The sequence below is a fragment of the Janibacter limosus NBRC 16128 genome, assembly GCF_001570985.1.
Classification (GTDB): Bacteria; Actinomycetota; Actinomycetes; order Actinomycetales; family Dermatophilaceae; genus Janibacter; species Janibacter limosus.
In genome coordinates this window covers 1-24682 of sequence record NZ_BCSS01000032.1, presented here as the reverse complement: position 1 = coordinate 24682, position 24682 = coordinate 1, and the positions used below count along the sequence as shown (strand labels likewise).

The following is a 24682-nucleotide window of genomic DNA, read 5'->3' as shown; positions in this document are numbered from 1 at the left end:
TGATCTCCCTTCGCTCGCCCCCTGTCCTTCGCCCCCACTCACGATTGGAGGTATACGCGCCGACGAATCACCCGCGCGTATACCTCCACTGGCGGGCCCCCCTTCGCGGGTGGAAGCCAACGCGCGGGCGAATCACCGGCGCGTATACCTCCAATCGCGAGGGCGGGAGACATGACACAGGGGGCGCCCCGGCCGGTGAGCCGGTGGGCGCCCCCTGTGGGGACCCGACCGCGGGGGTGACCGCAGCGGGAGTCTGTGATCAGCGAGCGGCAGAGCCCTCGACGTAGTCGTCGTCGCCGGACTTCCACGCGAAGTGCGCGCGCAGTGCCTTGCCCGTGGCCTCGATCGGGTGACCGGCCTCCTTGTCGCGCAGCTGCTGGAACTCCACGGCGCCCTTGTCCTGGTCCTCGATGAACCGCGTGGCGAAGGTGCCGTCCTGGATGTCCTTGAGGATGCCCTGCATGGACTCCTTGACCTTTGCGTCGACGACGCGCGGGCCGGAGACGTAGTCGCCGTACTCAGCGGTGTCGGAGATCGACCAGCGCTGCTTGGCGATGCCGCCCTCCCACATGAGGTCGACGATGAGCTTCAGCTCGTGGAGCACCTCGAAGTAGGCGATCTCCGGCTGGTAACCGGCCTCGGTGAGGGTCTCGAAACCCGCCTGCACGAGGTGCGACATGCCACCGCAGAGGACGGCCTGCTCGCCGAAGAGGTCGGTCTCGGTCTCCTCGGTGAAGGTCGTCTTGATGACGCCGGCGCGGGTGCCACCGATGCCCTTGGCGTAGGCCTTGGCGATGTCCCAGGCCTGGCCGGAGGCGTCCTGCTCGACGGCGATGATGTCCGGGATGCCGCGACCGTCGACGAACTCGCGACGCACGGTGTGGCCGGGGGCCTTGGGGGCGACGAGGATGACGTCGACGCCGGCGGGCGCCTGGATGTAGCCGAAGCGCACGTTGAACCCGTGACCGAAGACGAGGACGTCGCCGTCCTTGAGCTCGGGCTCGATGTCGTCCGCGTAGAGGTGACGCTGCACCTGGTCGGGCGCGAGGATGACGATGACGTCAGCATCCGCTGCGGCAGCGCGCGGGGTGAGGACGGTCAGGCCCTCGGCCTCGGCCTTGGCGCGGCTCTTGCTGCCCTCCTTGAGGCCGACGCGCACGTCGACACCGCTGTCACGCAGGTTGAGCGCGTGGGCGTGGCCCTGCGAGCCGTAGCCGATGACAGCGACCTTGCGGCCCTGGATGATGGACAGGTCGGCGTCGTCGTCGTAGATCAGTTCGGCGGCCATGTGGCGGTTCTCCTTGTGGTGTAGGTACTGCAGTCACGTCTGATGTCATCGTCTCGCGTCCGGCGCGACGATGACGAAGGGGGTCAGTGTCTGGAACGGTCGGTGATCGAGCGAGGACCGCGGCCGATGGCCACGACGCCCGACTGGACGAGCTCCTTGATGCCGTGCGGCTCGAGGATGTCGAGCATCGAGTTGAGCTTGTCGGCGTTGCCGATGGCCTGCAGGACGATCGCCTCGGATGTGGTGTCCACGATCTTGGCCTTGAACATCTGGGCCGTCTCGAGGACCCCGCTGCGAGTGTTTGCATCGGCGCGCACCTTGACGAGCACGACCTGGCTGTTGACCGAGGCGAGCGGGTCGAGCTCGACGACCTTGAGCACCTCGACGAGCTTGTTGAGCTGCTTGGTCACCTGCTCCAGCGGCAGCAGGTCCACCTCGACGACGACGGTCATGCGGGAGACCTCGGAGTGCTCCGTCGGGCCGACCGCGAGCGAGTCGATGTTGAATCCCCTGCGGGAGAAGAGCGCCGAGATCCGGGCGAGGACGCCGGGCTTGTTCTCGACGAGGACGGAGAGAGTGTGCTTGGTGCTCATGGTCTGCCTCACTTGCCCTGGTCAGCGCTGGGGTCGGCGCCGACGTCTTCTGCTTGCTCGTCGGCCTCGGAGTCTTCCCGGTCCCAGACCGGGGCGGCGTCACGGGCCGTCTGGATCGCGTCATTGCTGACGCCGGCGGGCACCATCGGCCACACCATGGCGTCCCGCTCGACGACGAAGTCGATGACGACCGGGCGGTCGTTGATCGCCATCGCCTGCTCGATGGTGGCATCGAGGTCCTCGGGTCGTTCGCAGCGCAGACCCACGCAGCCGTAGGCCTCCGCGAGCTTGACGAAGTCAGGGATGCGGTTGCCGACCGAGGTGTGCAGGTCGGTGTTGGAGTAGCGCTCGTTGTAGAAGAGGCTCTGCCACTGCCGGACCATGCCCAGGCTCGAGTTGTTGATGATCGCGACCTTGATCGGGATGTCGTTGATGACGCAGGTCGCGAGCTCCTGGTTGGTCATCTGGAAGCAGCCGTCGCCGTCGATCGCCCACACCACACGATCGGGCTCGCCGACCTTGGCTCCCATGGCGGCAGGCACCGAGTAGCCCATCGTCCCGGCACCACCGGAGTTGAGCCAGGAGTTGGGACGCTCGTAGCCGATGAACTGTGCGGCCCACATCTGGTGCTGTCCGACCCCGGCCGCGTAGACAGCCTCCGGGCCCGTGATCGCACCGATGCGCTCGATGACCTGCTGTGGCATGAGCGCGCCCTCGGAGGGAGCGGTGTAGCCGACGGGGAACTCCTGGGTCCAGCCCCTCGTCGTCGCTGCCCACGCGTTGTAGGTGTGCGGGTTGACCTCAGCGGCATCGCCCGTGCCCGCCTCGATGGCGGCGATGAGCTCGCTGATGATCGCCTTGGCGTCACCGACGATCGGCACGTCGGCCACACGGTTCTTGGAGATCTCGGCCGGGTCGATGTCGGCGTGGATGACCTTGGCGCCGGGCGCGAAGGAGGACAGCTGGCCGGTCACCCGGTCGTCGAAGCGCGCACCGAGCGTGATGAGCAGGTCGCTGCGCTGCAGACCGGTGACGGCGGCGACCGACCCGTGCATGCCGGGCATGCCCAGGTGCAGCGGGTGCCCGTCGGGGAAGGCGCCCCGCGCCATCAGGGTCGTGACGACCGGGATGCCCGTCAGCTCTGCCAGGCGGAGCAGCTCGGCGTGGGCGCCGGCGCGGATGATGCCGCCGCCCACGTAGAGCACCGGCTGCCGGCTGGCAGCCATCAGGCGCACGGCCTCGCGGATCTGCTTGGCGTGCGGACGCGTCACCGGGTGGTAACCCGGCAGCTCCATCTGCGGCGGCCACGCAAAGGTGGTGGTGGCCTGCAGCGCGTCCTTGGCGATGTCGACGAGGACCGGGCCGGGTCGGCCGGTGCTCGCGATGTGGAAGGCCTCGGCGATGACGCGCGGGATCTGCGATGCGTCGGTCACGAGGTAGTTGTGCTTGGTGATCGGCATCGTGATGCCGCGGATGTCCGCCTCCTGGAAGGCGTCGGTGCCGATGGAGCTCGAGGCGACCTGGCCCGTGATAGCGACCATCGGCACGGAGTCCATGTGGGCATCGGCGATCGCGGTGACGAGGTTGGTGGCGCCGGGGCCGGAGGTGGCCATGCAGACACCGACCTTGCCGGTGGCCGAGGCATAGCCCTCGGCTGCGTGGCCGGCGCCCTGCTCGTGGCGCACGAGGATGTGACGGACCGCGGTCGAGTCCATGAGTGGGTCATAGGCCGGCAGGATCGCGCCGCCCGGGATGCCGAAGACGACCTCCGCACCGACGTGCTCGAGGGCGAGGACCAGGCTCTTGGCACCGGTCACCTGCTCGGGGGTCGGGCGGGCGGTCCCGGGCCGGCGCGCCATCGCGGCCGGGCTGGGGGCGCTGCTGCTGGTGTCAGTCACCGTGTGTCCTTCGGTTTGGCGTGCCATCTGCTGTGTTCCTGATCCTCTCCCGGCATGAAAAAGCCCCTCAGTCCGGGTGGACATGAAGGGCGCGCGCTGCGTCGACGACGAGTCGTCGCTCAGGCAGCGCGCCGGGGAAGTACGAGGATGAGGGCCATGCGGCTACCTTCTCCCGCCGCCCACCCCGTGTCAACGTCTGAGACAGCGAAGTCCACGATGCGGACGGATACTCGCGTGACGAGAGCGGTCGAAGGGGGCAGGCTGGCCCGATGAGCGAGCGAACCAGTCCTTGCACCCTGCCTGATGGTGTCCCGCTCACCGTCCGCCCGCTCGAGGTCACGGACGCGGAGGCGGTCGTCGACCTCGCCCGAGCCGACGAGATCGAGAGCCTGCCGGAGGCGATGACCGAGCTCGTCGACGTCCAGCGCAGCTGGCGCACGCCTGGCGCCGACCTCGCCAGCCGCTCGCTGGGGGTCCTCCACGGGGACCGGCTCGTCGGGTACGTCGTCATCGGACGGCACGGACGCCTCGACGCCGTCGTCTCGGCTGCGTGGCGTGGTCGGGGCCTGGGTCGGGCGCTCCTTGACTGGGCTCGCACGAGCGCCCCCGGTCTCGGGGCGGTCGAGGTCTCGCAGACGGTCCCTGTCGAGAGCCCGGCAGAGGCCTTCCTCGTCGCGGCCGGCGCACGCGCCGAGTACGACGCATGGGTGCTGGAGCTGCCGCCGCAGCGCCGGCTGGTCGACCAGCCGCTCCCGCGGGGCCACACGCTGGGCGAAGGTGCGGCCCACGAGGTGCGCGCCGTGCACCGCGTGATCGAGGATGCCTTCGGTGAGTGGCCAGGACGCCGTCCGACGAGCTACGAGGAGTGGTCCGCCGACTTCCTCGAGGGCGCGGAGTCAGCGCCCTGGCGCTGCCGCGTCGTGCGCGAGCCGCAGGGCGCGATCGTTGGTGTCGCGATGATCATCGGCAGCGACGACGGGATGCTGTGGGTCGACGAGCTCGCGGTGACCGCGGACTGCCGTGGCCTCGGGCTGGCCCGGGCGCTGCTCGCCGACTCCTTCGCCGAGGGACGCAGACGGGGTCTCGCCCGCTGCGGCCTGTCGACCGACTCGCGCACCGGCGCCCTCGGCCTCTACGAGCACATCGGCATGGACGTCGTCTCCTTCTTCAGGCACTACGCGCTAGAGCTGGACGAGCCCATCCGTCGCTAGTCCGGTGGCACCCGGTAGTCGTCGAGGCGCGCGCCGCCGAAGTCCAGGTCGTCCCAGTGCCCGGAGAAGCGCAGCACGGCAACCGCACCGGGCGGGAAGCCATTGCTCAGCAGCTCGTGGGCGTCGTCATCGCCCTCCCCGTCAGCGAGCAGGCTGGCCGTCGCGGGCAGACCGGGCGCGTGACCGATGACCAGCACGACGTTGGCGTCGTCGTCGGACTCCCTGATCACGGACAGCACCGCGTCGGCGTCGGCGTTGTAGAGCCGGTGCTCGATCTGCACCTCGGCCTCGGCGCACCCTGCCGCGGCCACCTCCTGCATCGTCTCCCTCGTGCGCAGCGCCGGCGAGCACATGACCTCGTCGCAGCCGAGCCCCTGCTCGCGCAGCCAGCGACCGACGTCCAGAGCATGCTCGCGGCCCTCGTCGGTCAGTGGTCGCTCACGGTCGTCCTGACCGGCACGGACCGGCTCGGGCATCGCGTGCCTCAGCAGGATCAGGGTCCGGTCCTCTGCTGACATCGTCATGACATGAGTGTGGCGCGAGACACACCTCGGCGCCACCCTTCGATAGCGTCTGTGCATGGCGCGGCACGCTGCGGTCCGGATCGTCCTCGGCATGGCCCTACCGGCTGTGCTCGTCGCCTGCAGCGCGGACACAGGGGGCGAGTCTCCCCCTTCGTCGTCCTCCGCCGTCGCGCCCACCACCGAGCTGGATGTCACCGAGGTCGTCGGTGACCTGGACGTGCCGTGGGACATCGCCTTCCTCCCCGACGGGGATGCGCTGGTCACCCTGCGTGATCGCGGTGAGGTGGTGCGGATCGCGGACGGCGAGGTGAGCAGCGCCGGCACGGTGCCCGGCGTCGTGGCCGATGGCGAAGGGGGCCTGCTCGGTCTCGCGGTCTCCCCCGACTTCGCGCACGACGAGAGCGTCTATGTCTACGCGACGACCGCCGGGGACAACCGGGTGCTACGGATGACCTTGGGAGACAAGGGGCTCAGCGACGGCGAGCCGGTCCTCACCGGCATCCCCAAGGCGGGCCACCACAACGGCGGACGCATCGCCTTCGGTCCCGACGGCCAGCTCTACGTGGCGACCGGGGATGCAGGCGACACCTCCGCGGCACAGGACCCGGACAGCCTCGGCGGCAAGATCCTGCGGATCACCTCGAACGGCGATCCTGCCCCTGGGAACCCTGACCCGGGCTCCCCCGTGTGGAGCTCAGGCCACCGCAATGTCCAAGGCCTGGCGTGGGGCACGGACGAGGTGATGTGGGCGAGCGAGTTCGGTCAGGACACCTGGGACGAGCTCAACCGGATCGAGCCGGGCGGCAACTACGGCTGGCCGCAGGTCGAGGGCGACGGTGGTGAGGACGAGTTCGTCGACCCGGTCGCAACATGGGCCACGGCGGACGCCTCCCCCAGCGGGATCGCGGTCGCGCCGGACGGCTCGGTCGTCATGGCCGCCCTGCGCGGCAAGAGCCTGTGGCGGGTGCCGGTGACCGGCGAGGGGCAGGACGCGAGTGTCGGTGAGCCCGAGCGGCTGCTCGAGGACCGGCACGGTCGACTGCGGGATGTCGAGCTCGCGCCCGACGGGAGCCTGTGGGTCCTGACGAGCAACACCTTCCGCGGGGCACCGCGTGACGGTGACGACCGTGTCCTGAAGGTCACCTTCCGTTGACCGCCGGCCCACGACACCCGCTCCTAAAATCCGTGGCCATGAGGCGCGTGGGGGTACTGGGAGCTGGGCTCGTCATCGTGGGCGCCGTGGGGGTCGTCGCGGCCGTGCTCGCCGACCTCGGTCGCTGGCCGTACTACGGCGGAGCCGTGGTGCTCGTCATCGGTCTGGCATTGCTGCTCACCCGGATCCTGCGACACCGCGCTGCGCTCGTCGCCGCGTGCTTGGCCGTCGCTGTCGTCGTGGGCGGTGGGGCCTGGTTGGGCTTGAACGGTCTGCCTGAGCAGCACTCGGCCTGGCCGCAGGAGGGTGGATCCCTCGACTACCACGTCACCGGTGACGTCGCCCGGCAGGGCGATCTGTGGTTCACCGGGGCGGCCGCCTACGAGATCTCGACGGGTGAGGTCCGCTGGACCGGCTGGGGCGCGGGCGCACCGCCCAAGGGCGCCGAGGACATCCGGCTGATCGCCGTGACGCCGACGATGGTCGTCAGCTTCGAGCCCTCGACGCAGGACCGATACAGCGGGCAGCTCGTCGCACGCGCTCCAGCGGACGGCAGCACGCTCTGGTCGGTCCCGAGCCCGAGCGTGCGCGGCTCGGCCACCGACGGAGATGTCCTCGTCGTCACGTCGTCCGAAGGCACCACGGCCCATGGCCTGCGTACAGGCAACACGGTGTGGACCTCGCCCGAGGAGTCGGCGGCATCGTGCGAGCTCGGCGACGTGCGTCACTCCTATGGCCCATCCCCGTCGCAGAGCGTCGTCCTGCTGTCGGGCGAGGAACGAGGCGCCCTGGCCGATGTCGTGCGAGTGAGCGACGGCAAGGTCCTCGTCGATGATCTCAGCTGCCTGTTGAGCGTCCGCGTCGTCGGCGATGTCATCGTGCAGGCGGATGACAGTCGCCTCGTCGCTCGCTCGACCGAGGACGGCACCGCCGTCTGGCGGACACCGGAGCACATCAGGCTCAGATCGCACTACAACGTGTCCGGGAACGGTTCGACCATCTTCACCCCCGACGGTTCCAAGGACTACTTCGCCATCGACGTCGCCACCGGCGACCTCTCCGAGACCAGCCCGCCCCAAGGCTGGTGGGTCGTCCGGGACGAGACACGGCGTCAGGTCGGAGAACACGTCTGGCAACCGGTTGTCCGAGACCACGATGGACTCGGGATGTGGGAGGTCGGCACCGATCGGGTCGTCACCATCCCGGGCCCTCGGATCCACCGCGGCGTGGACACCGACCCGACGAGCGGGTGGCTCGCCGTCACCGGCCACGTCGAGGACCCGGTCGGTGACGAGCACAGCACTGCGTGGGCACTCTCCCCCGATGGAGATCTCCACGGTCCCTTCCCTGGGCGCTCTGCCTACGTCGAGGACGGCCTGATCATGGTCGACGACGTCGTGTACCCCCTCGAGGTCGCCGACCCTCGGTGAACCCGGGCGCTGGCGGCGCGGTGCCCGGTCGGGTGGTGACCCCAGACCTACACTGCGAGCCATGGTGAGCAAGGTTGTGCGCTGGCTCAGGAGCCACCCGGTCGTCGTCGGCGCAGCCCTCACCGTGATCGGCGTCGGCCTGGTCACCGCCGCTGTGCTGGCCGACCTCGGGCGCTGGCCCTATCTCCTCGGGGCCGCCCTGCTCGTCGTGGGCCCGGTGCTCGTGCTCAGCCACCTCCTGAGCCGCAGGATCCCTCTGGTCGCCGCTACCCTGGCCATCGCGCTCGGCGTGGGCGGCGGCGCGTGGCTCGGTCTCCATGGTTTCCCCGACCGTCGTGCGCACTGGGACGAGGCCAGTAGCCGCGGCCACCTTGCGGTCGACTCCTTCCGCCTGGGCAGCACCCTCTTCGCCGAGGGCGTCGCCCGTGACGCGCAAACCGGCGAGGTGCGCTGGACCGCGCCCGACGACAGCCATGTCCTGACCACGACGGATGCGACCGTCGTCCTCGACGAGTCGGTCGAGGGCGAAGAGGACCGGCGCATCGTCGCCCGTCTCATCGACTCGGGCCGGCAGGTGTGGTGGACCGTGACCCCGGGGCAGCCCACGGCCGTCGCCCAGCACGACGGTGTCCTCGTCACCACCTCACGCGAGGGCACCGCGGGCCATGACCTGACCACCGGCGACGAGCTGTGGACCTCGCCACGGCGGGCCGGTACCGAATGCAAGCACGCAGTACCCCAGACCCTCGACGTCCCCGACCTGGACCAACCGGTGGTCTTCCTCCCTTCGTCATCGCGTGGATCGAAGGGGGTCGACCTCGCCCGCGTCGATGACGGCAAGATCGTCGTCCGGGGGCTGGACTGCGTCAACTACGGACGCGTCGTCGGGGAGACCTATGTCGAGCACGGCGCCGGGGTGCTGACCGGACGGTCGGTGAGCACCGGCGCGGTCGAGTGGCAAGAGGACTGGATCGACCGGGCGCGGCCCTTCTCCCTCCCCGACAGCGACGGCACCATCTACATCCCCGACCAGCTGAGCAGGGATGGCAACGACATCGTCGTCGACCACTACTCCGCGCTCGACCTGCGGACCGGTGAGATCTCGCAGACCCAGCCACCGGCCGGGTGGGTGTCCGATGTCGATGTCGTGCAGGACCAACGTGCCGACGTGCTCTGGCAGCCGGTGCGACGCGGCCGGTCCGCCGGGCTGTGGCAGGTCGGGACCGATCAGGTCGTGCGCTTCCCGGGCGGCCCTCACATCGTGCTCACCGAGGCGGATCCCAGTGGCTGGGTCGCGGTCGAGGACGCCACGAGCAATGTCGTCGGGGAGCGCATCCGGACCACGTGGGCCGTGTCGCCCGAGGGGAAACTGCACGGCCCCTTCATCGGCGGCAGCGCTGCCCTCGACGACGGCTCGAGCATCGCCGACGGCATCCTGCGCATCGGCTCACGGGTCTACCCCCTGGAGTGAGCCGGCCTCAGCCGCGGTCCACGACGTGGAGCGGCTGCTCACCAGCAGCGAGCCGGCGCAGCTGCTCGCGCAGCAGCGCCACCATGCGCGGACGGAAGGCCTCGGTCACGCCACCGACGTGCGGGCTGATGATGACACCCGGGGCCGACCACAGCGGGTGGTCCGCCGGCAGTGGCTCGGGGTCGGTGACGTCGAGCGCGAAGCGCAGACGGCCAGCCTCGGCCAGCGCCGCGTCGGTGTCCAGCGCCGGACCGCGACCGACATTGACGACGAGCGCTCCGTCCGGCAGCGCAGCGAGCGCCTCGGTCCCGAGCATGCCCTTGGTCGCGGCCGTGCCGGGCAGCACCGAGATGGCGATGTCGTGCTGAGGGAGCAGGTCGAGCAGCTCGTCGGTGCCGTGGATGCGGTCGACGAGGTCATCACCTCCGCGAGCCCGCGACGCGACCGCGGTCAGCTCCACCTCGAAGGGGGCCAGTCGGCGAGCGATCGCCGAGCCCACCGAACCGTAGCCGAGGATGAGCACCCGCTTGTCGGCCAGACCGGGGCGGAACTCACGGGGCAGCCACTCCCCCTGCGTCTGAGCTACGGCGAACTCGTCGAACCCGCGTTGGGAGGCCAGGACGAGCGCCACCGCCAGCTCGGCGGTCGCGGCGTCGTGCACGCCGTGGGCATTGGCCAGGGCGATGTGCTCGGGGACGACGGGCAGGGCCGCGTCGACGCCGGCGGAGAGCAGCTGGACCAAGCGCACCGAGGGCTTGTCGCGGACCGGCTCGAGCAGGGCACTAGGCGCCATGTAGGGCGCCACGAAGACCTCGACGTCCTCCCCCGGCGGCTGCTGCGTCGGGTCCCAGACGACCGGGGTCACTCCCTCGATCGGTCCCACGTCGTCGAGCCAGGTCTGGTCAGGAAAGGAGACGGTCAGCATGCCCTTCATCGTAGGCATGCCGACCGTCTCGGGTACCGCGGGTGTGGCGGTGGCGTCAGCCCTCGACCCCGAGCTTCGCCAGGATCATCGCCCGGGCCTTGCCGGCGTCGGCCTGGCCCTTCATCTCCTTCATGACCTGACCGATGAGGGCACCGGCGGCCTGCACCTTGCCACCACGGATCTTGTCCGCGACATCGGGGTTGGCCGCGATGACCGTGTCGACCGCCGCCTCGAGCGCTCCGTCGTCCTGGACCAGCTCGAGACCCCGCGCGTCGGCGACGGCCGTCGGGGCACCTTCGCCATCGAGGACACCCTCGAGGACCTGGCGGGCCATCTTGTCGTTGAGCCGGCCGGCCACGATCATCGACTCGAGCTCGGCGATGTACGCCGGCGTGATCCCGACCTGCTCGGCATAGGTCGTCAGGTCGACGCCCTCGGTGTTGGCCCGGCGGGAGGGCTCGGCGAGCCACCACTTGCGTGCGGACTGCGGCTTGGCACCCGCCGCGACGGTGGCCTCGATGAGCTCGATGGCCCCGGCGTTGATGACATCGCGCATCTCCAGGTCGGAGAAGCCCCACTCGCCCAGCAGACGCTTGCGGCGCTGCGCCGGCGGCTCCGGAAGGGCGGCGCGCAGCTCCTCGACCCACTCACGGCTCGGAGCAACCGGGACGAGGTCGGGCTCGGGGAAGTAGCGGTAGTCGTCCGCGTCGGACTTCTCGCGGCCGCTCGTCGTGACGCCCGTGTCCTCGTGCCAGTGGCGCGTCTCCTGCAGGATCGACCCGCCCGAGGTCAGGACCGCGGCGTGGCGGCAGACCTCGTAGCGCACGGCCCGCTCGACGCTGCGGAGGCTGTTGACGTTCTTGGTCTCGGAGCGGGTACCGAGGGGCACGGCCAGCTGCTCGGGTGAGGTCGGGTCATCGCCCGCCTTGGCGCGCAGCGAGAGATTGACGTCGCAGCGCATCGAGCCCTGCTCCATCTTGAGGTCGGAGACCTCGAGCGCCCGCAGCAGATCGCGCAACGCCCCGACGAAGGCCTTGGCGACCTCGGGAGCCCGCTCGCCCGCACCGACGATCGGCCGAGTGACGATCTCGATGAGGGGGATGCCCGCGCGGTTGAAGTCGACGAGCGAGTACTCGGCGCCCTGGATGCGGCCGGTGGCGCCACCCACGTGCAGGCTCTTGCCGGTGTCCTCCTCCATGTGGGCGCGCTCGATCTCCACGCGGAAGATCTCGGTGCCCTCGCCGGAGGCGGTGGGGATCTCGACGTCGAGATGACCGTCGAAGGCGATCGGCTCGTCGTACTGCGAGGTCTGGAAGTTCTTGGGCATGTCCGGGTAGAAGTAGTTCTTCCGGGCAAACCGGCACCACTGCGCGATCTCGCAGTTGAGCGCCAGGCCCATGCGGATGGCCGACTCGACGCCGATCTCGTTGACGACGGGCAGCGCGCCGGGCAGACCGAGACAGACCGGGCAGACCTGGGTGTTGGGCTCGGCGCCGAAGCCGGTCGCGCAGCCGCAGAACATCTTGGTCCTGGTGCCGAGCTCGACGTGCACCTCGAGACCCATGACGGGGTCGAAGGTGGCCAGAGCCTCGTCGTAGCCAAGGACGTCGTCGGTGGTGGTCGTCGCCATGTCTCAGGCTCCCTTCGTGATGGCCAGCTCGGGGGCCTGCTCGAGCAGGTGCCCACCCCAGGCGGAGACGAGGCGCTGCTCGAGTGCGGCGCCGACGGTGTAGAGACGGTCATCGGCCATCGCAGGCGCGAGGATCTGGAAGCCCGCGGGCAGCCCGTCCTCGGCCAGTCCGCTCGGCAGCGACATGCCGGGGACGCCGGCGAGGTTGGCCGGGATCGTCGCGATGTCACCGCGGTACATGGCCATCGGGTCGTCGGTCTTGTCGCCGAAGCGGAAGGCCGAGGTCGGAGCCGTCGGGCTGACGAGGACGTCAGCGCTGCCGAAGGCTGCGGTGAAGTCGTCGGCGATGAGGCGACGCACCTTTTGCGCGCTGCCGTAGTAGGCGTCGTAGTAGCCCGAGGAGAGGGCGTAGGTGCCCAGGATGATGCGGCGCTTGACCTCGTCACCGAAGCCCGCGTCGCGGCTGGCGGCCATGACCTGCTCGGCGCTCGGTGCGTCGACCCCGTCCGGAGAGACGCGCAAGCCGTAACGCATCGCGTCGAAGCGGGCGAGGTTGCTGCTCGCCTCGCTCGGCATGATCAGGTAGTAGGCACCCAGGGCGTGGACGAAGTTGGGGCAGGAGACCTCGACGACCTCTGCGCCGGCGTCGACGAGGTGCTGGACCGACTCGTCGAAGCGGGCCTGGACGAGCGGAGAGAAGCCCTCGCCCGTGAGCTCCTTGACGATGCCGATGCGCATGCCCTTGACGTCAGCGCGCTGCGCAGCGCCGACGACGTCCGGGACCGGCTGGTCGATGGAGGTGGAGTCGAGCGGGTCGTGACCAGCCATGACCTCGTGCAGCAGCGCGGTGTCGAGCACGGTGCGTGCGCACGGCCCGCCCTGGTCGAGGGAGGAGGCCATCGCGATCATGCCGTAGCGGGAGACGCCGCCATAGGTGGGCTTCACACCGACCGAGCCGGTGAGTGCCGCGGGCTGACGGATCGAGCCACCGGTGTCGGTGCCCGTCGCCAGCGGCGCCTGCCAGGAGGCGACGGCCGCGCTCGATCCACCGCCGGAGCCACCGGGGGTGCGCTCGAGGTCCCACGGGTTGCGGGTGAGGCCGTAGGCCGAGTGCTCCGTGGAGGAGCCCATCGCGAACTCGTCCATGTTGGTCTTGCCGAGGATGGGCATCCCGGCCGCCTTGAGCCTGGCGACGATGGTCGCGTCGTACGGCGGGACCCAGCCCTGGAGCATCGTGGACCCGGCGGTCGTCGGCATGCCGGTCGTCGTCATGACGTCCTTGACGGCGATCGGGACACCGGCGAGACGGTGGAGGTCCTCCCCCTTCGCCCGGCGGTCATCGATGGCGCGCGCCTCGGCGAGGGCGGACTCACCGGCGACGTGGAGGTAGGCGCCGACCTGCTCGTCGACTCCCTCGATGCGGTCGAGGTGGGCGCGGGTGACCTGCTCGGAGGAGAAGTCACCGGAGGCCAGCGCGTCAGCGAGCGCGGCAGCGGTCATGCGGGTGGGGTCGCTCATGGGGTCCTTCTGGCTCAGTCTTCGGTGAGAATGCGCGGCACGGCGAAGCGCTCGATCTCGGAGGCGGGCGCCATCGCGAGAGCCGCCTCGGGGGTCAGCGACGGGCGCACCTCGTCGGGGCGGGTGACGTTGACGATCGGCATCGGGTGGCTCATCGGCTCGACGCCCTCGATCGGGGCCTGCTGCACGGCCGCCACCGAGGAGATGATCGTCGCGAGCTCGCCCACCATGGTGTCGAGCTCGGCGTCGGACAGGTCGATACGAGCCAACGAGGCGAGATGCGCCACGTCGTCGCGAGTGAGGTCAGCCATGGTCGACAGTCTAGGTTCCGGCTGCGCGAGCGGTGTCCCCGGTCGGCGGGGCCTCCTCGCGAGGTGCACCGATCGGTTGTTACCTGCGGGTACGACGTGCACCTCTCGCGTCAGTCGCGGGCCGAGGCCTGCGAACGCTGGCTTGTGACTCCCCCAGGGTCCGCAGGTGCACGTCGTACCCGCACGTCACATGTCTGTGGATGACGCAGAGCAGGCTGCGCACGCGGCCGCGAGGATGCTGACATGCCGGTGGAGGAGGTTCTCGCCGAGCTCGGTGGGGTCGCCACTCGCTCCGAGCTCCTCACGCGAGTCACGGAGGGCGCGCTGCGCCGAGCCGTGGCCGCTGGCACCGTCATCCGCCAGTCGCGAGGTCGCTATGCCCTGCCCTCCGCCACATGGATCGGTGAGCGCGCCGAGCTCACGGAGCTGGCCGAGGCCGGACGGCGTGCGGCCCACGAGCTGTCCGGCACCGCGATCCTGCTGAGCGCCACGGCACGGTGGGGGTGGCCGACCAAGTGGGTGCCCACCAAGCCGCAGGTCGCGCTTCCTCGCAACCGCAAGGTCGCGACCGGCGTGCGCCGCAGATTCGATGTACGCATTCGCGATGTGCCATCGAGCGATCGTGACGACGGATGGGTGACCTCGCGGGTGCGGACGGCGCTCGATTGCGCCAGTCTCCTTCCGCCGGACGAGGCCGTCGCGGTACTCGACTCGGCGTTGCGAGAAGGTGCGGTCGATCGCGACGAACTTCTCCTCGCGGCGGCGGGGCTGGCGCCGTTGTACCGCAGCAAGGTCGAGAGACTGATCCGGTTCGCCGATCCGGACGCGGCGAACCCCTTCGAGTCGGTGCTGCGCTGGATCGTCTCGGACATCCCCGGCCTGGACGTCAGACCGCAGGTGCGCATCACCGACGACGACGGACAGATCGGGATCGTGGACCTTGCCGACGAGCAACTGCGGATCGTCATCGAGGCGGACTCCTTCCAATGGCACGGGAGTCGCGAGGCCCTCGAGCGCGACTGCATCCGCTACAACCGGCTGATTGCAGAGGGATGGCTGGTGCTGCGCTTCAGCTGGGACCAGGTGATGCGGCATCCGGAGCGGGTCCGCGAGCTGGTCCGGCGCACTCTCCTCCAGAACTACCTGCGGGTACGACGTGCACCTCCGGACGACCTCGCGTCGTGAGGCCCGAGATTCAGGGGAAGAAACTCAGCCCTGCACCAGACCTGCACGTCGTACCCGCAGGTAACTACAGGATCGGGATGCTCGCCCGGGTCCGCTCGACGCTCTCCCGGTCGATCTCGGCGACCAGCACGTCCTCTCCCCCGCCCAGCCGGGCGCGGACCTCACCGGTGGGGTCGGCGAGGACGGACCGGCCGATGCCGTAGGGGCCGGAGACCGACTCAGCGGTCCACGCCTGCCCGACCGCGAGGATCCACGCCTGGGCGTCGTGGGCGCGCGCCCGCGTCAGCAGGTCCCACTGGCTGGCCTTGCCGGGACCGTCGCCCCACGACGCCGGCAGCACGACGACCTGCGCACCGGCCCGACCGAGCGCGGTGAAGTGGTCGGCGAAGCGCACGTCGTAGCAGGTGGCCAGGCCCACCTGCCAGCCGCCGACCTCGACCGTGACGACCTCGTCTCCCGGCGCCACGTTGTCGGACTCCCGGTTGCCGAAGGCGTCATAGAGGTGGATCTTGCGATAGCTCGTCTCCGTCGTGCCGGGGCCGGTGACCAGCAGCGTGTTGTGCACCCGCGAGCGCTCCCGACCGTCCGGGGTGGTGATCGCGTCAGCGGGGGTGAACATCCCGACGACGACAGCCACGCCATGGCGCTCGGCGAGCGCGCGGACCCCGTCGGCGAAGCGTCCGTCGAGCGGCTCGGCGACGGTGTCCAGGCGCCCGGCGAAGGAGGCCATCGCCGCCTCCGGGTGGACGACCAGACGGACGCCGGCCTGAGCAGCGCGGCCCGTGAGCTCGTCGATGCGGGCGAGGTTGGCGGTCGGGTCATCGGTGGAGGTCCACTGGCACCCCGCCAGACGAAGGGAGCCGCTCACGCGACCTCGCCCCCTTCGCCCTGAGGGATGGCACGGGCACGACGGGCCATGTCCGCACGCGCTGCAGCGAGGACTTCCTCGTCGCGGCACCCGGCGGCGAAGCCTTCGATGCGCTTGCTGATCTCCCGGCCGAGCAGCCACTGCCCGATCGGGTGGGCGATGCGCTGCAGCCAGGTGGGGCGCACGTCGTAGGTGTACTTCCACACGGCGAGCGTGCCGTCACCGTCGGGCTGGAAGCGCCACCCACCGCCGAAGCGCGCAAAGAACCACGGGCCCTGGGCCATCGTCATCCCGACGGAGGTCGGCGGGCGCCACGAGACGTATTCGCTGACCATGCTCGGCGAGATCGGCCCGGCGAAGGAGGAGCGGGTGTAGGTGCGCACGCCCACCCCCGGCTCGTCCGCGCCGTCGAGGAAGCGTTGCTCGCGGATGAAGGGGTCCCACCGTCGGCGGACCACGCCGGTCGTCTGGGACACGGCGAAGGCGAGGTCCGGTGGGATCGGGACGTGCACGTCGGCGCTGACCTGGGGCATGCCTCCACCTTAGGCTGGACGGCATGGCGACTCTCTTCACCAAGATCATCAACGGCGACATCCCCGGACGGTTCGTGTGGTCCGACGAGACCTGCGTGGCCTTCCTGACCATCGAGCCGGTCACCGACGGCCACACGATGATCGTCTCGCGCGCCGAGATCGAGCAGTGGACCGATGCCGACCCGACCACATGGGCGCACCTGCAGGAGGTCGCCCGGCTCATCGGTCGCGCGCAGCAGGCCGAGTGGCAGACCCCGCGCATCGCCCAGATGCTCGAGGGCTTCGAGGTCCCCCACCTGCACGTGCACGTGTGGCCGGCAGCGTCCGCGGCCGAGGTCGAGCCGCACGCGATCATGAAGGACGTCCCGGCCGAGCGCTTCGACGAGGTGGCCGAGCGGCTCCGCTCGCGTCTGCGCGCCGACGGTCACGCGGCCAATGTCCCCGGCCCGGGGGCCCTGCCCGCATGATGTCCCGCCGCGTCAAGGCGTTGATCTTCATCGCGATGATCCTCGCCTTCTCGCTGGCCCTCGCCGGTGGCACGGTGCTCTTCGCCAGCACCGGACAGCCTTGGGCGGCGGCTGCGTGGGTGCTCATCTGGGGCATCGCGGTCGTCACGACGATCTGGGGACTCGTCGGCTTCCTCAGGGAGACCGACCCTGCACTGGTGGACGAGGGGGGTCACACCGTCGTCGCTCCCCCGGCAGCCCCCCTTCCTCCCGCGACGGACCGCAACAACCCGTGGCCGGTCGAGTGGTTGGCGCCGGCGCTGGCCGAGGCCTTCGAGGGCACGCCCTATGTGGTGCGCAGCAACGGTCGCTCGATCCTCGTGCACGCCGACCTCGTCGACGCGCGCTGGCAGCACGTCGCGACGGCCCACCACCTGCGGCAGACCTTCGTCACACGCTTCACCCCGACCGGCAAGCCCGGCGTGATCCGCCGCACCGACGAGTCGCGCCGCCTCGAGGCGAGTGCCGGGGTGACCCACCTCGGTGCCCAGCTGGGCGTGCAGTCCGGCCGACAGTGGGGCCACACCCGACGGGTCGAGTACGGCCTGGGCCTGGACGGCTTCAAGAAGAGGGTCGACTTCGAGTTCTCCACCGCGGAGATCAACCAGCCCGTCAAGGCGATCATGACGCGGGCGGGCTGGCGGGCGACACTCGATGCCGAGTCCAAGGGTGCGCTCGTCATGGGCGTGATGGGCCTGTCCGCTCTCGTCCTCGTCCCCGTCGGCCTCCTCGTGCAGAACCTGGCGGGCTGAGGGCCCACACCTCGGGCCGATCGTGACTCACCGGCCCTGAGGGTGTAGGCATGAGACATGGCTACCACCGCATTCAAGGGCAACCCCGTCAACACCGTCGGCGAGCTGCCGGCCGCCGGCGCCAGCGCTCCGGCCTTCGACCTCGTCGGCGACGGACTGTCGTCGCTGACCACCGCCGACGTCCCCGGTCGCGTCGTGCTCAACATCTTCCCCAGCATCGACACCGGTGTCTGCGCGGCGAGCGTGCGCACGTTCAACGAGCTCGCCGCCAGCCTCGACAACACGACCGTCGTCAACGTCTCCAAGGACCTCCCCTTCGCGCAGGCCCGCTTCTGCGGTGCCGAGGGCATCGACAAGGTCAAGGTCGGCTCGGCCTTCCGCTCCTCCTTCGGTGAGGACTACGGCGTCACGATGGCCGACGGCCCGATGGCCGGGCTGCTCGCCCGCTCGGTCGTCGTCCTCGACGCCGACGGCAAGGTCCTGCACACCGAGCTCGTCCCCGAGATCACCCAGGAGCCCGACTACGACGCGGCCGTCAAGGCGCTCGGCTGACCCCAGCCCTTCCGATCGACCAAGGGACGCGACCACACGGTCGCGTCCCTTGGTCGATCTGCGCTGGTCCCGGGTCAGTCCCGGACGGTGCGCGTGACGATGTAGCTGCGGTCGCGCACGAGGACGTCGGTCGCGCCGATGTCCCGCAGGCGCTGCAGGTAGGGCAGGTGCGCGTTGTAGACCAGTACCAGCTCACCTCCGGGCACGAGGACCCGAGCCGAGTCCGCGATCATCTCCAGCGTCGGGGTCGAGTCCTTGGCGGTGCCGACGTGGAAGGGCGGGTTGCTCACAATGGCGCCCACGGAGGCATCGACCAGCTCGGTCAGCCCGTCGGTGCGGCGCACGTCGACCGCGCCTCCGGTCGTCGCCCTGGTCGACGCCACCGCTGCAGACGAGACGTCCAGCGCGACCACATCGGCGAAGCGCCGAGCCAGGAGCGCGGCGAGGACGCCGCTGCCGCAGCCGAGGTCGACGACGGTGGCAGCGGTGTCGGAGAGCTGGTCCAGCTGGCTGATGAGCAGTGCCGTCCCCGCGTCGATGCGTGTGCCGGCGAAGGCAGCACCGTGCGCGTGCACGGTCAGGTCGAGGTCGTCGTGGTGACGTGAGCGTGGCCAGCACTGCTCGACCGCACGCGGGGTCGCGGCGTGCAGGACGCGCGACTTCTGCCGGCCCAGGCTGGCGCTCACCTGCTCAAAGCTCACCGCGAGCACGTCATTCATCGATCGGGTCATGTGCTTGACCCGCCCCCCGGCCACGATCCGGATGTCCGGCGCCCCCACCACCGCGGCGGTGCGGGCGATCTCGTCGAGGGCGTCGAGCGATGCCGGCAGGCGCAGCACCACGAGGTGGGCACCGGTGAGCGCCGTCGCGAGGTCGGGAGCCACCTCGACGCCCGTGGCGGCCACCCGCCGCTCGCTGACCAGGCTGTCGCTGTGGGCCACGACATCAGCCCCGGCCCGCTCGGCCACGGCTGCGGCCAGCGCGCCGTGGTCGTCACCGATCACCGCGATCCGCCCCGAAGGGAGGTCCCCCAGCTCGTCGACCAGCAACCGGTCCACGGGGTCGAGATCGGGACCCATCAGGTGCGCGGGCCCTTGCGGTACGGCTTCTTGTCAGCGCGCTCGGTGGACTCGCTCAGCTCGATGAGCTGACCGGAGATCCGCGTCTGGCTCAGCCGGTCGGTGGTACCGGCCGGCAGCGAGGCGGGGAGCTCGACGAGCGAGTGGTCGCCGCGGATGTCGATGCGTCCGAAGTCCTGACGGCCCAAACCGCCCTCGTTGGCCAGTGCCCCGACGATCTGGCGCGGCTCGACCTTGTGCCGCTTGCCGACAGCGATCCGGTAGGTGGCCATCGGGCCCGACGAGCCGCGCTGTCCGCGGTCGCCTCGCGAGCCACGGTCGTTGCGATCGCCTCGTCCCTGCGAGCCACCCCGGTCGTCCCGGCGGGGTCCGCGGTCATCCCGCTCGCGCCGCGGCGGACGGACCGGGTCGGGACCCAGTAGCAGCGGCTCGTCACCCTGCAGGAGGATCGCCAGGGCAGCCGCGACGTCACCCTCGGGTACATCGTGCTCGGCCACGTAGTGGGCGACGACACCACGGAAGTCCGCGAGGTCGCTGGAGGCCAACGCGGCCGTGATCTTGTCGTCGAAGCGGCCCAGCCGGGTGGCGTTGACGTCCTCGGGGGACGGCAGCGGCATCTCGACGAGCGTCGTGCGGGTCGCCTTCTCGATCGCCTTGAGCAGGTGGCGCTCACGCGGGGTGACGAAGGAGATCGCGTCACCCGAGCGCCCGGCCCGGCCCGTGCGGCCGATGCGGTGCACATAGGACTCGGTGTCGGTCGGGATGTCGTAGTTGACGACGTGGCTGATCCGCTCGACGTCGAGCCCGCGGGCGGCGACATCGGTCGCGACGAGGATGTCGAGCTTGCCGGACTTCAGCTGGGAGACGGTCCGCTCACGCTGCGCCTGCACCACGTCGCCGTTGATGGCTGCGGCCGAAAAACCACGTGCCCGCAACTTTTCTGCCAGAGTCTCGGTCTCGTTCTTGGTCCGGACGAAGACGATCATGCCCTCGAAGTTCTCCACCTCGAGGATCCGCGTCAGCGCGTCGACCTTTTGCGGGTAGGAGACGAAGAGGTAGCGCTGGGTGATGTTGGGCGCCGTCGCGGTCTTGCGCTCCACCGTGATCTCGAGCGCGTCCGTGAGGTACTTCTTGGAGATGCGGCGGATCTGCGAGGGCATCGTCGCGGAGAAGAGCGCGACATTTTTGTCGTCCGGGGTGTCGGCGAGGATCGTCTCGACGTCCTCGGCGAAGCCCATCTTGAGCATCTCGTCGGCCTCGTCGAGCACGAGGAAGCGCAGCTCGGACAGGTCGAGCGTGCCCTTGTCGAGGTGGTCCATGATGCGCCCGGGGGTACCGACGACGATGTGCACGCCGCGCCGCAGGGCGCTCAGCTGCACGCCGTAGCCCTGACCGCCGTAGACGGGCAGGACCCGCACGCCCGGCATCCGGGACGCGTACTTCTCGATCGCCTCGCAGACCTGGAGCGCGAGCTCACGGGTGGGCGCGAGGATCAGGGCCTGGGGCAGCTTTTGCTTGACGTCCAGCCGGCTCAGGATCGGCAGGGCGAAGGCCGCAGTCTTGCCCGTGCCGGTCTGGGCGAGCCCCACGACGTGGCGTCCCTCGAGCAGCGCGGGGATGGTCGCCGCCTGGATCGGGGAGGGCGTCTCGTAGCCGATGTCCTTGAGGGCGCGCACCACGCGCTCGTCGAGGCCGAGGTCGGCGAAGGACTGCTGGTCGGGCTCTGGGGTCGTCACACTGTCGTCACTCACACCCCCGACGGTAGTCGTGCACAGAGCCTCACGGCGACAGCGGCGCGTGTGTCCCTCAACGCCCCCGCACCAGATCGACGCTCAGATCGACGTGCCCGAGGTGCTGGAAGAGCTCCTCGATGACGTGCAGCGCGACGAAACCCTGCGTGATCGGCTCGGGATCGCCCTCATCCCGGCCGTCCGGTCCGCGCGGGGTCGCGTCAGCCTCGAAGTCGGCGAGATCCTGCACCCAGCGCCCTCGCTGGGCGGCGACGATCGCCTCGAGCTGCTCGAGAGTCCCGCTCGCGGTGAACTCTGCGGCCCGGTCGCGGGAGATCGATCGCCCCGCGATCGTCTCGCCGCCCCACCGCTCCAGCACGCCGCAGCAGTGGACGATCAGGGCGTAGACGCTGTTGGCCCCCTCGACGTCGGGCCGGCGGCACAGCAGCTCGGCTCCCCCGGCCTCGTCCAGCTCGTCCGCTCGCGCGAGCAGCTTGGCCAGCGCCGAGTCGATGTACCACTGCACGGTGGCTCGATCGATGCCAGAGCTCATGTCTCTCTCCTGCTCCCTGTCACCTCGGTGAAGATGCCGGGTCCGTCGTCCGTCGCCAGCCGTGCGCGCAGCGCGGGGTCGAGGTGCAACCGTCGCAGGACATCCAGCGTGGCCTTCGGGTCGACCCCGAGGTGGCTCGGTGGCGGCTTCAGTGGGAGGGCGACCCCCCGCTCGCCCTCCCACTCGTGGGCCCGGGGCGCGCCCTGGGTCCGGTAGTGCCGGCTCAACCAGACCGCGAGCGGACTGCCGAAGGGAGAGTCCGACGCCGGTGGTCCGCCGGTCCCGGTCAGGACTCGTCCTCAGCATCAGCCTCGGACGCGGCCTCGGCGAAGCGCGCCACGGTCCCGGTCTCGAGGAGCTCGGTGAACTCGTCCTCGGTGAGGATCGGGCGACCCAGCTCGCGCGCCTTGGCCTCCTTGGTGCCGGCGTTGTCACCGACGACGACCCAGTGCGTCTTCTTGCTCACCGAGCCCGAGGCCTTGCCGCCCCGCGCGAGGATCGCCTCCTTGGCACTGTCACGGGAGTAGCGCTCGAGCGAGCCGGTGACGACGACGGTGACGCCCTCGAGCGTCTGCGTGATCGACTCGTCGCGCTCGTCCTCCATGCGCACGCCGTCCGCGGCCCACTGCTCGACGATGCCGCGGTGCCAGTCATTGCCCTCGCCGTCGAACCACTCGCGCACGGACGCCGCGATGGTCGGCCCGACGCCCTCGACGTCGGCGAGCGCCTCCTCGTCGGCTTCACGGATCGCGGCGATCGAGCCGAAGTGCTGGGCCAGGGCCCGCGCGGCGGTCGGCCCGACGTGGCGGATCGACAGCGCGACGAGCACCCGCCACAGCGGCTGCTGCTTGGCCTGCTGCAGGTGCTCGGCGAGCTTGGCGCCGTTGGCCGACAGGACCCGCCCGTCGTGCACGGCATCCTCCGGGTCGGTCTTCTTCGCCGTCCGGGTGAAGAGCGGCACGCGCGCGATGTCCTGCGCGGTGAGGCCGAAGAGACCGCCCTCGTCGGTCAGCACGCCCGAGTCGAGGAGCCCGACGGCCCCCTCCCACCCCAGCGCCTCGATGTCGAAGGCCCCACGACCGGCGAGCGACGAGAGCCGCTCACGCAACTGGCTCGGGCAGGTGCGCGAGTTGGGGCAGCGGATGTCCTTGTCGCCCTCCTTCTGCTGGCCGAGCTCGGTGCCGCAGGACGGGCAGTGGGTCGGCATGACGAACTCCCGCTCGGTGCCGTCGCGTAGCTCGACGACGGGCCCGAGGATCTCGGGGATGACGTCGCCGGCCTTGCGCAGGACGATCGTGTCGCCGATGAGCACGCCCTTGCGCTTGACCTCGTGGCCGTTGTGCAGCGTCGCGAGGGAGACCGTCGAGCCGGCGACCGTGACCGGCTCCATCACGCCGAAGGGGGTCACCCGCCCCGTGCGCCCGACGTTGACCTGGATGTCGAGGAGCGTGGTGTTGACCTCCTCGGGCGGGTACTTCCACGCGATGGCCCAGCGAGGCGCCCGCGAGGTGGTGCCGAGGCGGCGCTGCACGGCGATCTCGTCGACCTTGACCACCACACCGTCGATCTCGTGGTCGTACTCGTGGCGCTGGCGCTCCACCTCGGCGATGAGCTCGCGCACCTGCGTCATCGAGTCGAGGACCCGGTAGTGCGGGGAGGTCGGCAGCCCCCAGCTGGCCATCAGCTCGTAGGCGTGGCTCTGGCTGTCGATGTCGAAGCGCTCGCGCCGGCCCATGCCGTGCACGAGCATGTGCAGCGGGCGGCGGGCCGTGACCCGAGGGTCCTTCTGCCGCAGCGACCCGGCGGCCGAGTTGCGCGGGTTGGCGAAGGGAGCCTTGCCCGCCTCGACGAGGCCGGCGTTGAGCTCGGCGAAGTCCTCGAGCCGGAAGAAGACCTCGCCGCGGACCTCGACGAGGTCGGGCACCGGGTGCTCGCTGTCGTCGAGGCGGGTGGGGATGCCAGCGATGGTGCGGACATTCATCGTCACGTCCTCACCGGTGCGGCCGTCGCCGCGCGTCAACGCGCGGGTGAGCTTGCCCCCTTCGTAGAGGAGGTTGATCGCCAGGCCGTCGATCTTGAGCTCGCACAGGTAGTGGAATCCGCTCACCTCCTGCTCCACGCGGCGCGCCCAGTCGAGCAGCTCGTCACCGTCGAAGGCGTTGTCGAGGCTGAGCATCCGCTCGAGGTGGTCGACCGCGGTGAAGTCGGTGGAGAAGACCGCGCCGCCGACCGTCTGCGTCGGCGAGTCGGGCGTGCGCAGGGCGGGGTGCGCCTCCTCGAGCTCCTGCAGGCCACGGATCAGCCGGTCGTACTCGGCGTCGCTGATCGTCGGCGCATCCTTGACGTGGTAGGCGAACTGGGCCGCCGTGGCCTGCTCGGCCAAGTCGGTCCATGCGTGTCGGGCGTCGTCGGGGATCTCGCTCACGCGACCATCCTGCCGCAGGCTGCCGACACCGCGGGTCGTGGCGTCACCCCCTTCCGCTCCGGGGCGCGGCCGTGAGAGATTGCCACCACACCCCGCTGGCCTACCAAGGAGTAGTCGACGATGACCAACCTGGCGACCAATCTGGTCACCACCGCCCAAGCTCACCCTGACGCGGTGGCGATCAAGCTCGATGACGCCGAGCTGACCTATGCGCAACTGCACGGTCTCGCCGCCAAGACGGCTGGCGCCCTGCGCGCTGCCGGTCTGCAGCCCGGCGACCGGGTCTCGCTGATCCTGCCCAATGTCCCGGCCTTCCCGATCCTCTTCTACGGGACGCTGCTCGCCGGCGGCATCGTCGTGCCGATGAACCCGCTGCTCAAGGGTCAGGAGATCGAGTACTTCTACACCGACTCCGGCGCGAAGTTCTCCTTCGTCTGGGGCGACTTCGCCGCTGAGGCGCACCTGGGCGCCGAGGGCACGTCGACCACGGTCATCACCTCGGGCCCGGTCGGCCCGAGCGAGGAGGACCTGCCGGCGGGCGAGCCGA

24 protein-coding genes are annotated in these 24682 nt (G+C 70.3%); 9 read left to right on the top strand and 15 right to left on the bottom strand.

Annotated elements, in window-relative coordinates; genetic code table 11:
• Window positions 1-259: 259 nt before the first annotated feature.
• The 3 genes from ilvC to JLI01S_RS11985 all read right to left on the bottom strand — a co-directional run bounded on the left by ilvC (window position 260) and on the right by JLI01S_RS11985 (window position 3806).
• On the bottom strand, window positions 260-1288 hold the full coding sequence (gene ilvC, locus JLI01S_RS11995; protein ID WP_068264851.1) for a ketol-acid reductoisomerase: 1029 nt from the start codon (window positions 1286-1288) through the stop codon (window positions 260-262).
• Window positions 1289-1371: 83 nt separating this feature from the next.
• Window positions 1372-1881 carry an acetolactate synthase small subunit gene (ilvN, locus tag JLI01S_RS11990; protein WP_068264849.1) on the bottom strand — a complete coding sequence of 170 codons (510 nt, stop codon included), beginning with the start codon at window positions 1879-1881 and terminating at the stop codon, window positions 1372-1374.
• Window positions 1882-1889: 8 nt separating this feature from the next.
• On the bottom strand, window positions 1890-3806 hold the full coding sequence (locus JLI01S_RS11985; protein ID WP_439645573.1) for an acetolactate synthase large subunit: 1917 nt from the start codon (window positions 3804-3806) through the stop codon (window positions 1890-1892).
• Between the two features lie 242 nt (window positions 3807-4048).
• On the opposite strand from JLI01S_RS11985, the gene JLI01S_RS11980 reads away from it, so the two are divergent.
• Complete coding sequence (locus tag JLI01S_RS11980; RefSeq protein ID WP_068264847.1) at window positions 4049-4990, top strand: GNAT family N-acetyltransferase; 942 nt, start codon at window positions 4049-4051, stop codon at window positions 4988-4990.
• On the opposite strand, the gene JLI01S_RS11975 is transcribed toward JLI01S_RS11980, so the two are convergent.
• The gene (locus JLI01S_RS11975) at window positions 4987-5514 is read right to left on the bottom strand and encodes a SixA phosphatase family protein (RefSeq protein WP_068264845.1); all 528 of its coding nucleotides are present in this window, start codon (window positions 5512-5514) and stop codon (window positions 4987-4989) included. The genes JLI01S_RS11980 and JLI01S_RS11975 overlap by 4 nt on opposite strands.
• A 55-nt stretch (window positions 5515-5569) precedes the next feature.
• On the opposite strand from JLI01S_RS11975, the gene JLI01S_RS11970 reads away from it, so the two are divergent.
• The 3 genes from JLI01S_RS11970 (at window position 5570) to JLI01S_RS11960 (ending at window position 9568) form a co-directional block, all read left to right on the top strand.
• Window positions 5570-6667, top strand: a complete 1098-nt coding sequence (locus JLI01S_RS11970; RefSeq protein ID WP_068264843.1) for a PQQ-dependent sugar dehydrogenase — start codon at window positions 5570-5572, stop codon at window positions 6665-6667.
• A gap of 38 nt (window positions 6668-6705) precedes the next feature.
• Window positions 6706-8097 (top strand): outer membrane protein assembly factor BamB family protein, encoded by a 1392-nt coding sequence (locus JLI01S_RS11965; protein ID WP_157074932.1) that lies wholly within the window; start codon window positions 6706-6708, stop codon window positions 8095-8097.
• A gap of 61 nt (window positions 8098-8158) precedes the next feature.
• Complete coding sequence (locus JLI01S_RS11960; RefSeq protein ID WP_068264838.1) at window positions 8159-9568, top strand: hypothetical protein; 1410 nt, start codon at window positions 8159-8161, stop codon at window positions 9566-9568.
• A 7-nt stretch (window positions 9569-9575) separates the two neighbouring features.
• Here JLI01S_RS11960 and JLI01S_RS11955 read toward each other — a convergent pair whose 3' ends face one another.
• Genes JLI01S_RS11955 through gatC form a run of 4 tightly spaced genes read right to left on the bottom strand, consistent with a single transcriptional unit; the run spans window position 9576 to window position 13952 of the window.
• The gene (locus tag JLI01S_RS11955) at window positions 9576-10493 is read right to left on the bottom strand and encodes a 2-hydroxyacid dehydrogenase (protein WP_369407376.1); all 918 of its coding nucleotides are present in this window, start codon (window positions 10491-10493) and stop codon (window positions 9576-9578) included.
• 55 nt (window positions 10494-10548) lie between these two features.
• The gene (gene gatB / locus JLI01S_RS11950) at window positions 10549-12123 is read right to left on the bottom strand and encodes an Asp-tRNA(Asn)/Glu-tRNA(Gln) amidotransferase subunit GatB (protein WP_068264834.1); all 1575 of its coding nucleotides are present in this window, start codon (window positions 12121-12123) and stop codon (window positions 10549-10551) included.
• Between the two features lie 3 nt (window positions 12124-12126).
• Window positions 12127-13641: an Asp-tRNA(Asn)/Glu-tRNA(Gln) amidotransferase subunit GatA gene (gene gatA, locus JLI01S_RS11945; protein ID WP_068264832.1), complete on the bottom strand. Its 1515-nt coding sequence runs from the start codon at window positions 13639-13641 to the stop codon at window positions 12127-12129.
• Window positions 13642-13655: 14 nt separating this feature from the next.
• Window positions 13656-13952, bottom strand: coding sequence for an Asp-tRNA(Asn)/Glu-tRNA(Gln) amidotransferase subunit GatC (gene gatC, locus JLI01S_RS11940; protein ID WP_068264830.1), 297 nt, complete (start codon window positions 13950-13952; stop codon window positions 13656-13658).
• Window positions 13953-14195: 243 nt separating this feature from the next.
• On the opposite strand from gatC, the gene JLI01S_RS11935 reads away from it, so the two are divergent.
• Window positions 14196-15137: a PDDEXK-like endonuclease domain-containing protein gene (locus JLI01S_RS11935; RefSeq protein ID WP_068264828.1), complete on the top strand. Its 942-nt coding sequence runs from the start codon at window positions 14196-14198 to the stop codon at window positions 15135-15137.
• Between the two features lie 64 nt (window positions 15138-15201).
• Here the strand turns inward: JLI01S_RS11935 and JLI01S_RS11930 are convergent, their stop codons facing one another.
• Window positions 15202-16005 carry a carbon-nitrogen hydrolase family protein gene (locus JLI01S_RS11930; RefSeq protein ID WP_068264826.1) on the bottom strand — a complete coding sequence of 268 codons (804 nt, stop codon included), beginning with the start codon at window positions 16003-16005 and terminating at the stop codon, window positions 15202-15204.
• Window positions 16002-16538 carry a type II toxin-antitoxin system RatA family toxin gene (locus JLI01S_RS11925; RefSeq protein WP_068264824.1) on the bottom strand — a complete coding sequence of 179 codons (537 nt, stop codon included), beginning with the start codon at window positions 16536-16538 and terminating at the stop codon, window positions 16002-16004. Before JLI01S_RS11925 ends, JLI01S_RS11930 begins: the two co-directional genes overlap by 4 nt.
• A gap of 23 nt (window positions 16539-16561) precedes the next feature.
• Between JLI01S_RS11925 and JLI01S_RS11920 the strand changes: the two genes are divergently transcribed.
• Genes JLI01S_RS11920 through tpx form a run of 3 tightly spaced genes read left to right on the top strand, consistent with a single transcriptional unit; the run spans window position 16562 to window position 18348 of the window.
• The gene (locus JLI01S_RS11920; protein ID WP_068264821.1) at window positions 16562-17005 is read left to right on the top strand and encodes an HIT family protein; all 444 of its coding nucleotides are present in this window, start codon (window positions 16562-16564) and stop codon (window positions 17003-17005) included.
• Window positions 17002-17796, top strand: coding sequence for a hypothetical protein (locus JLI01S_RS11915; protein ID WP_157074931.1), 795 nt, complete (start codon window positions 17002-17004; stop codon window positions 17794-17796). Before JLI01S_RS11920 ends, JLI01S_RS11915 begins: the two co-directional genes overlap by 4 nt.
• Before the next feature lie 57 nt (window positions 17797-17853).
• Complete coding sequence (gene tpx / locus JLI01S_RS11910; protein WP_068264816.1) at window positions 17854-18348, top strand: thiol peroxidase; 495 nt, start codon at window positions 17854-17856, stop codon at window positions 18346-18348.
• Between the two features lie 74 nt (window positions 18349-18422).
• On the opposite strand, the gene JLI01S_RS11905 is transcribed toward tpx, so the two are convergent.
• The 5 genes from JLI01S_RS11905 to ligA are packed head-to-tail and all read right to left on the bottom strand — an operon-like array spanning window position 18423 to window position 24135.
• Entirely contained in the window at window positions 18423-19427 is a 1005-nt protein-coding gene (locus JLI01S_RS11905; RefSeq protein ID WP_068264814.1) for a class I SAM-dependent methyltransferase, read from the bottom strand.
• Window positions 19427-21178, bottom strand: coding sequence for a DEAD/DEAH box helicase (locus tag JLI01S_RS11900; RefSeq protein ID WP_068264812.1), 1752 nt, complete (start codon window positions 21176-21178; stop codon window positions 19427-19429). The genes JLI01S_RS11905 and JLI01S_RS11900 overlap by 1 nt, the downstream gene beginning before the upstream one ends.
• Window positions 21179-21233: 55 nt before the next feature.
• On the bottom strand, window positions 21234-21710 hold the full coding sequence (locus JLI01S_RS17155; RefSeq protein WP_068264810.1) for a mycothiol transferase: 477 nt from the start codon (window positions 21708-21710) through the stop codon (window positions 21234-21236).
• A complete protein-coding gene (locus JLI01S_RS17150; RefSeq protein WP_169797323.1) occupies window positions 21707-21937 on the bottom strand; it encodes a hypothetical protein in 231 nt (76 codons plus the stop codon). Before JLI01S_RS17150 ends, JLI01S_RS17155 begins: the two co-directional genes overlap by 4 nt.
• A 59-nt stretch (window positions 21938-21996) precedes the next feature.
• Window positions 21997-24135, bottom strand: coding sequence for an NAD-dependent DNA ligase LigA (gene ligA, locus JLI01S_RS11890; protein WP_245634606.1), 2139 nt, complete (start codon window positions 24133-24135; stop codon window positions 21997-21999).
• 120 nt (window positions 24136-24255) lie between these two features.
• Between ligA and JLI01S_RS11885 the strand changes: the two genes are divergently transcribed.
• Window positions 24256-24682, top strand: a 427-nt coding sequence (locus JLI01S_RS11885; RefSeq protein ID WP_157074930.1) for an AMP-binding protein, incomplete at its 3' end; no start/stop codon positions are given.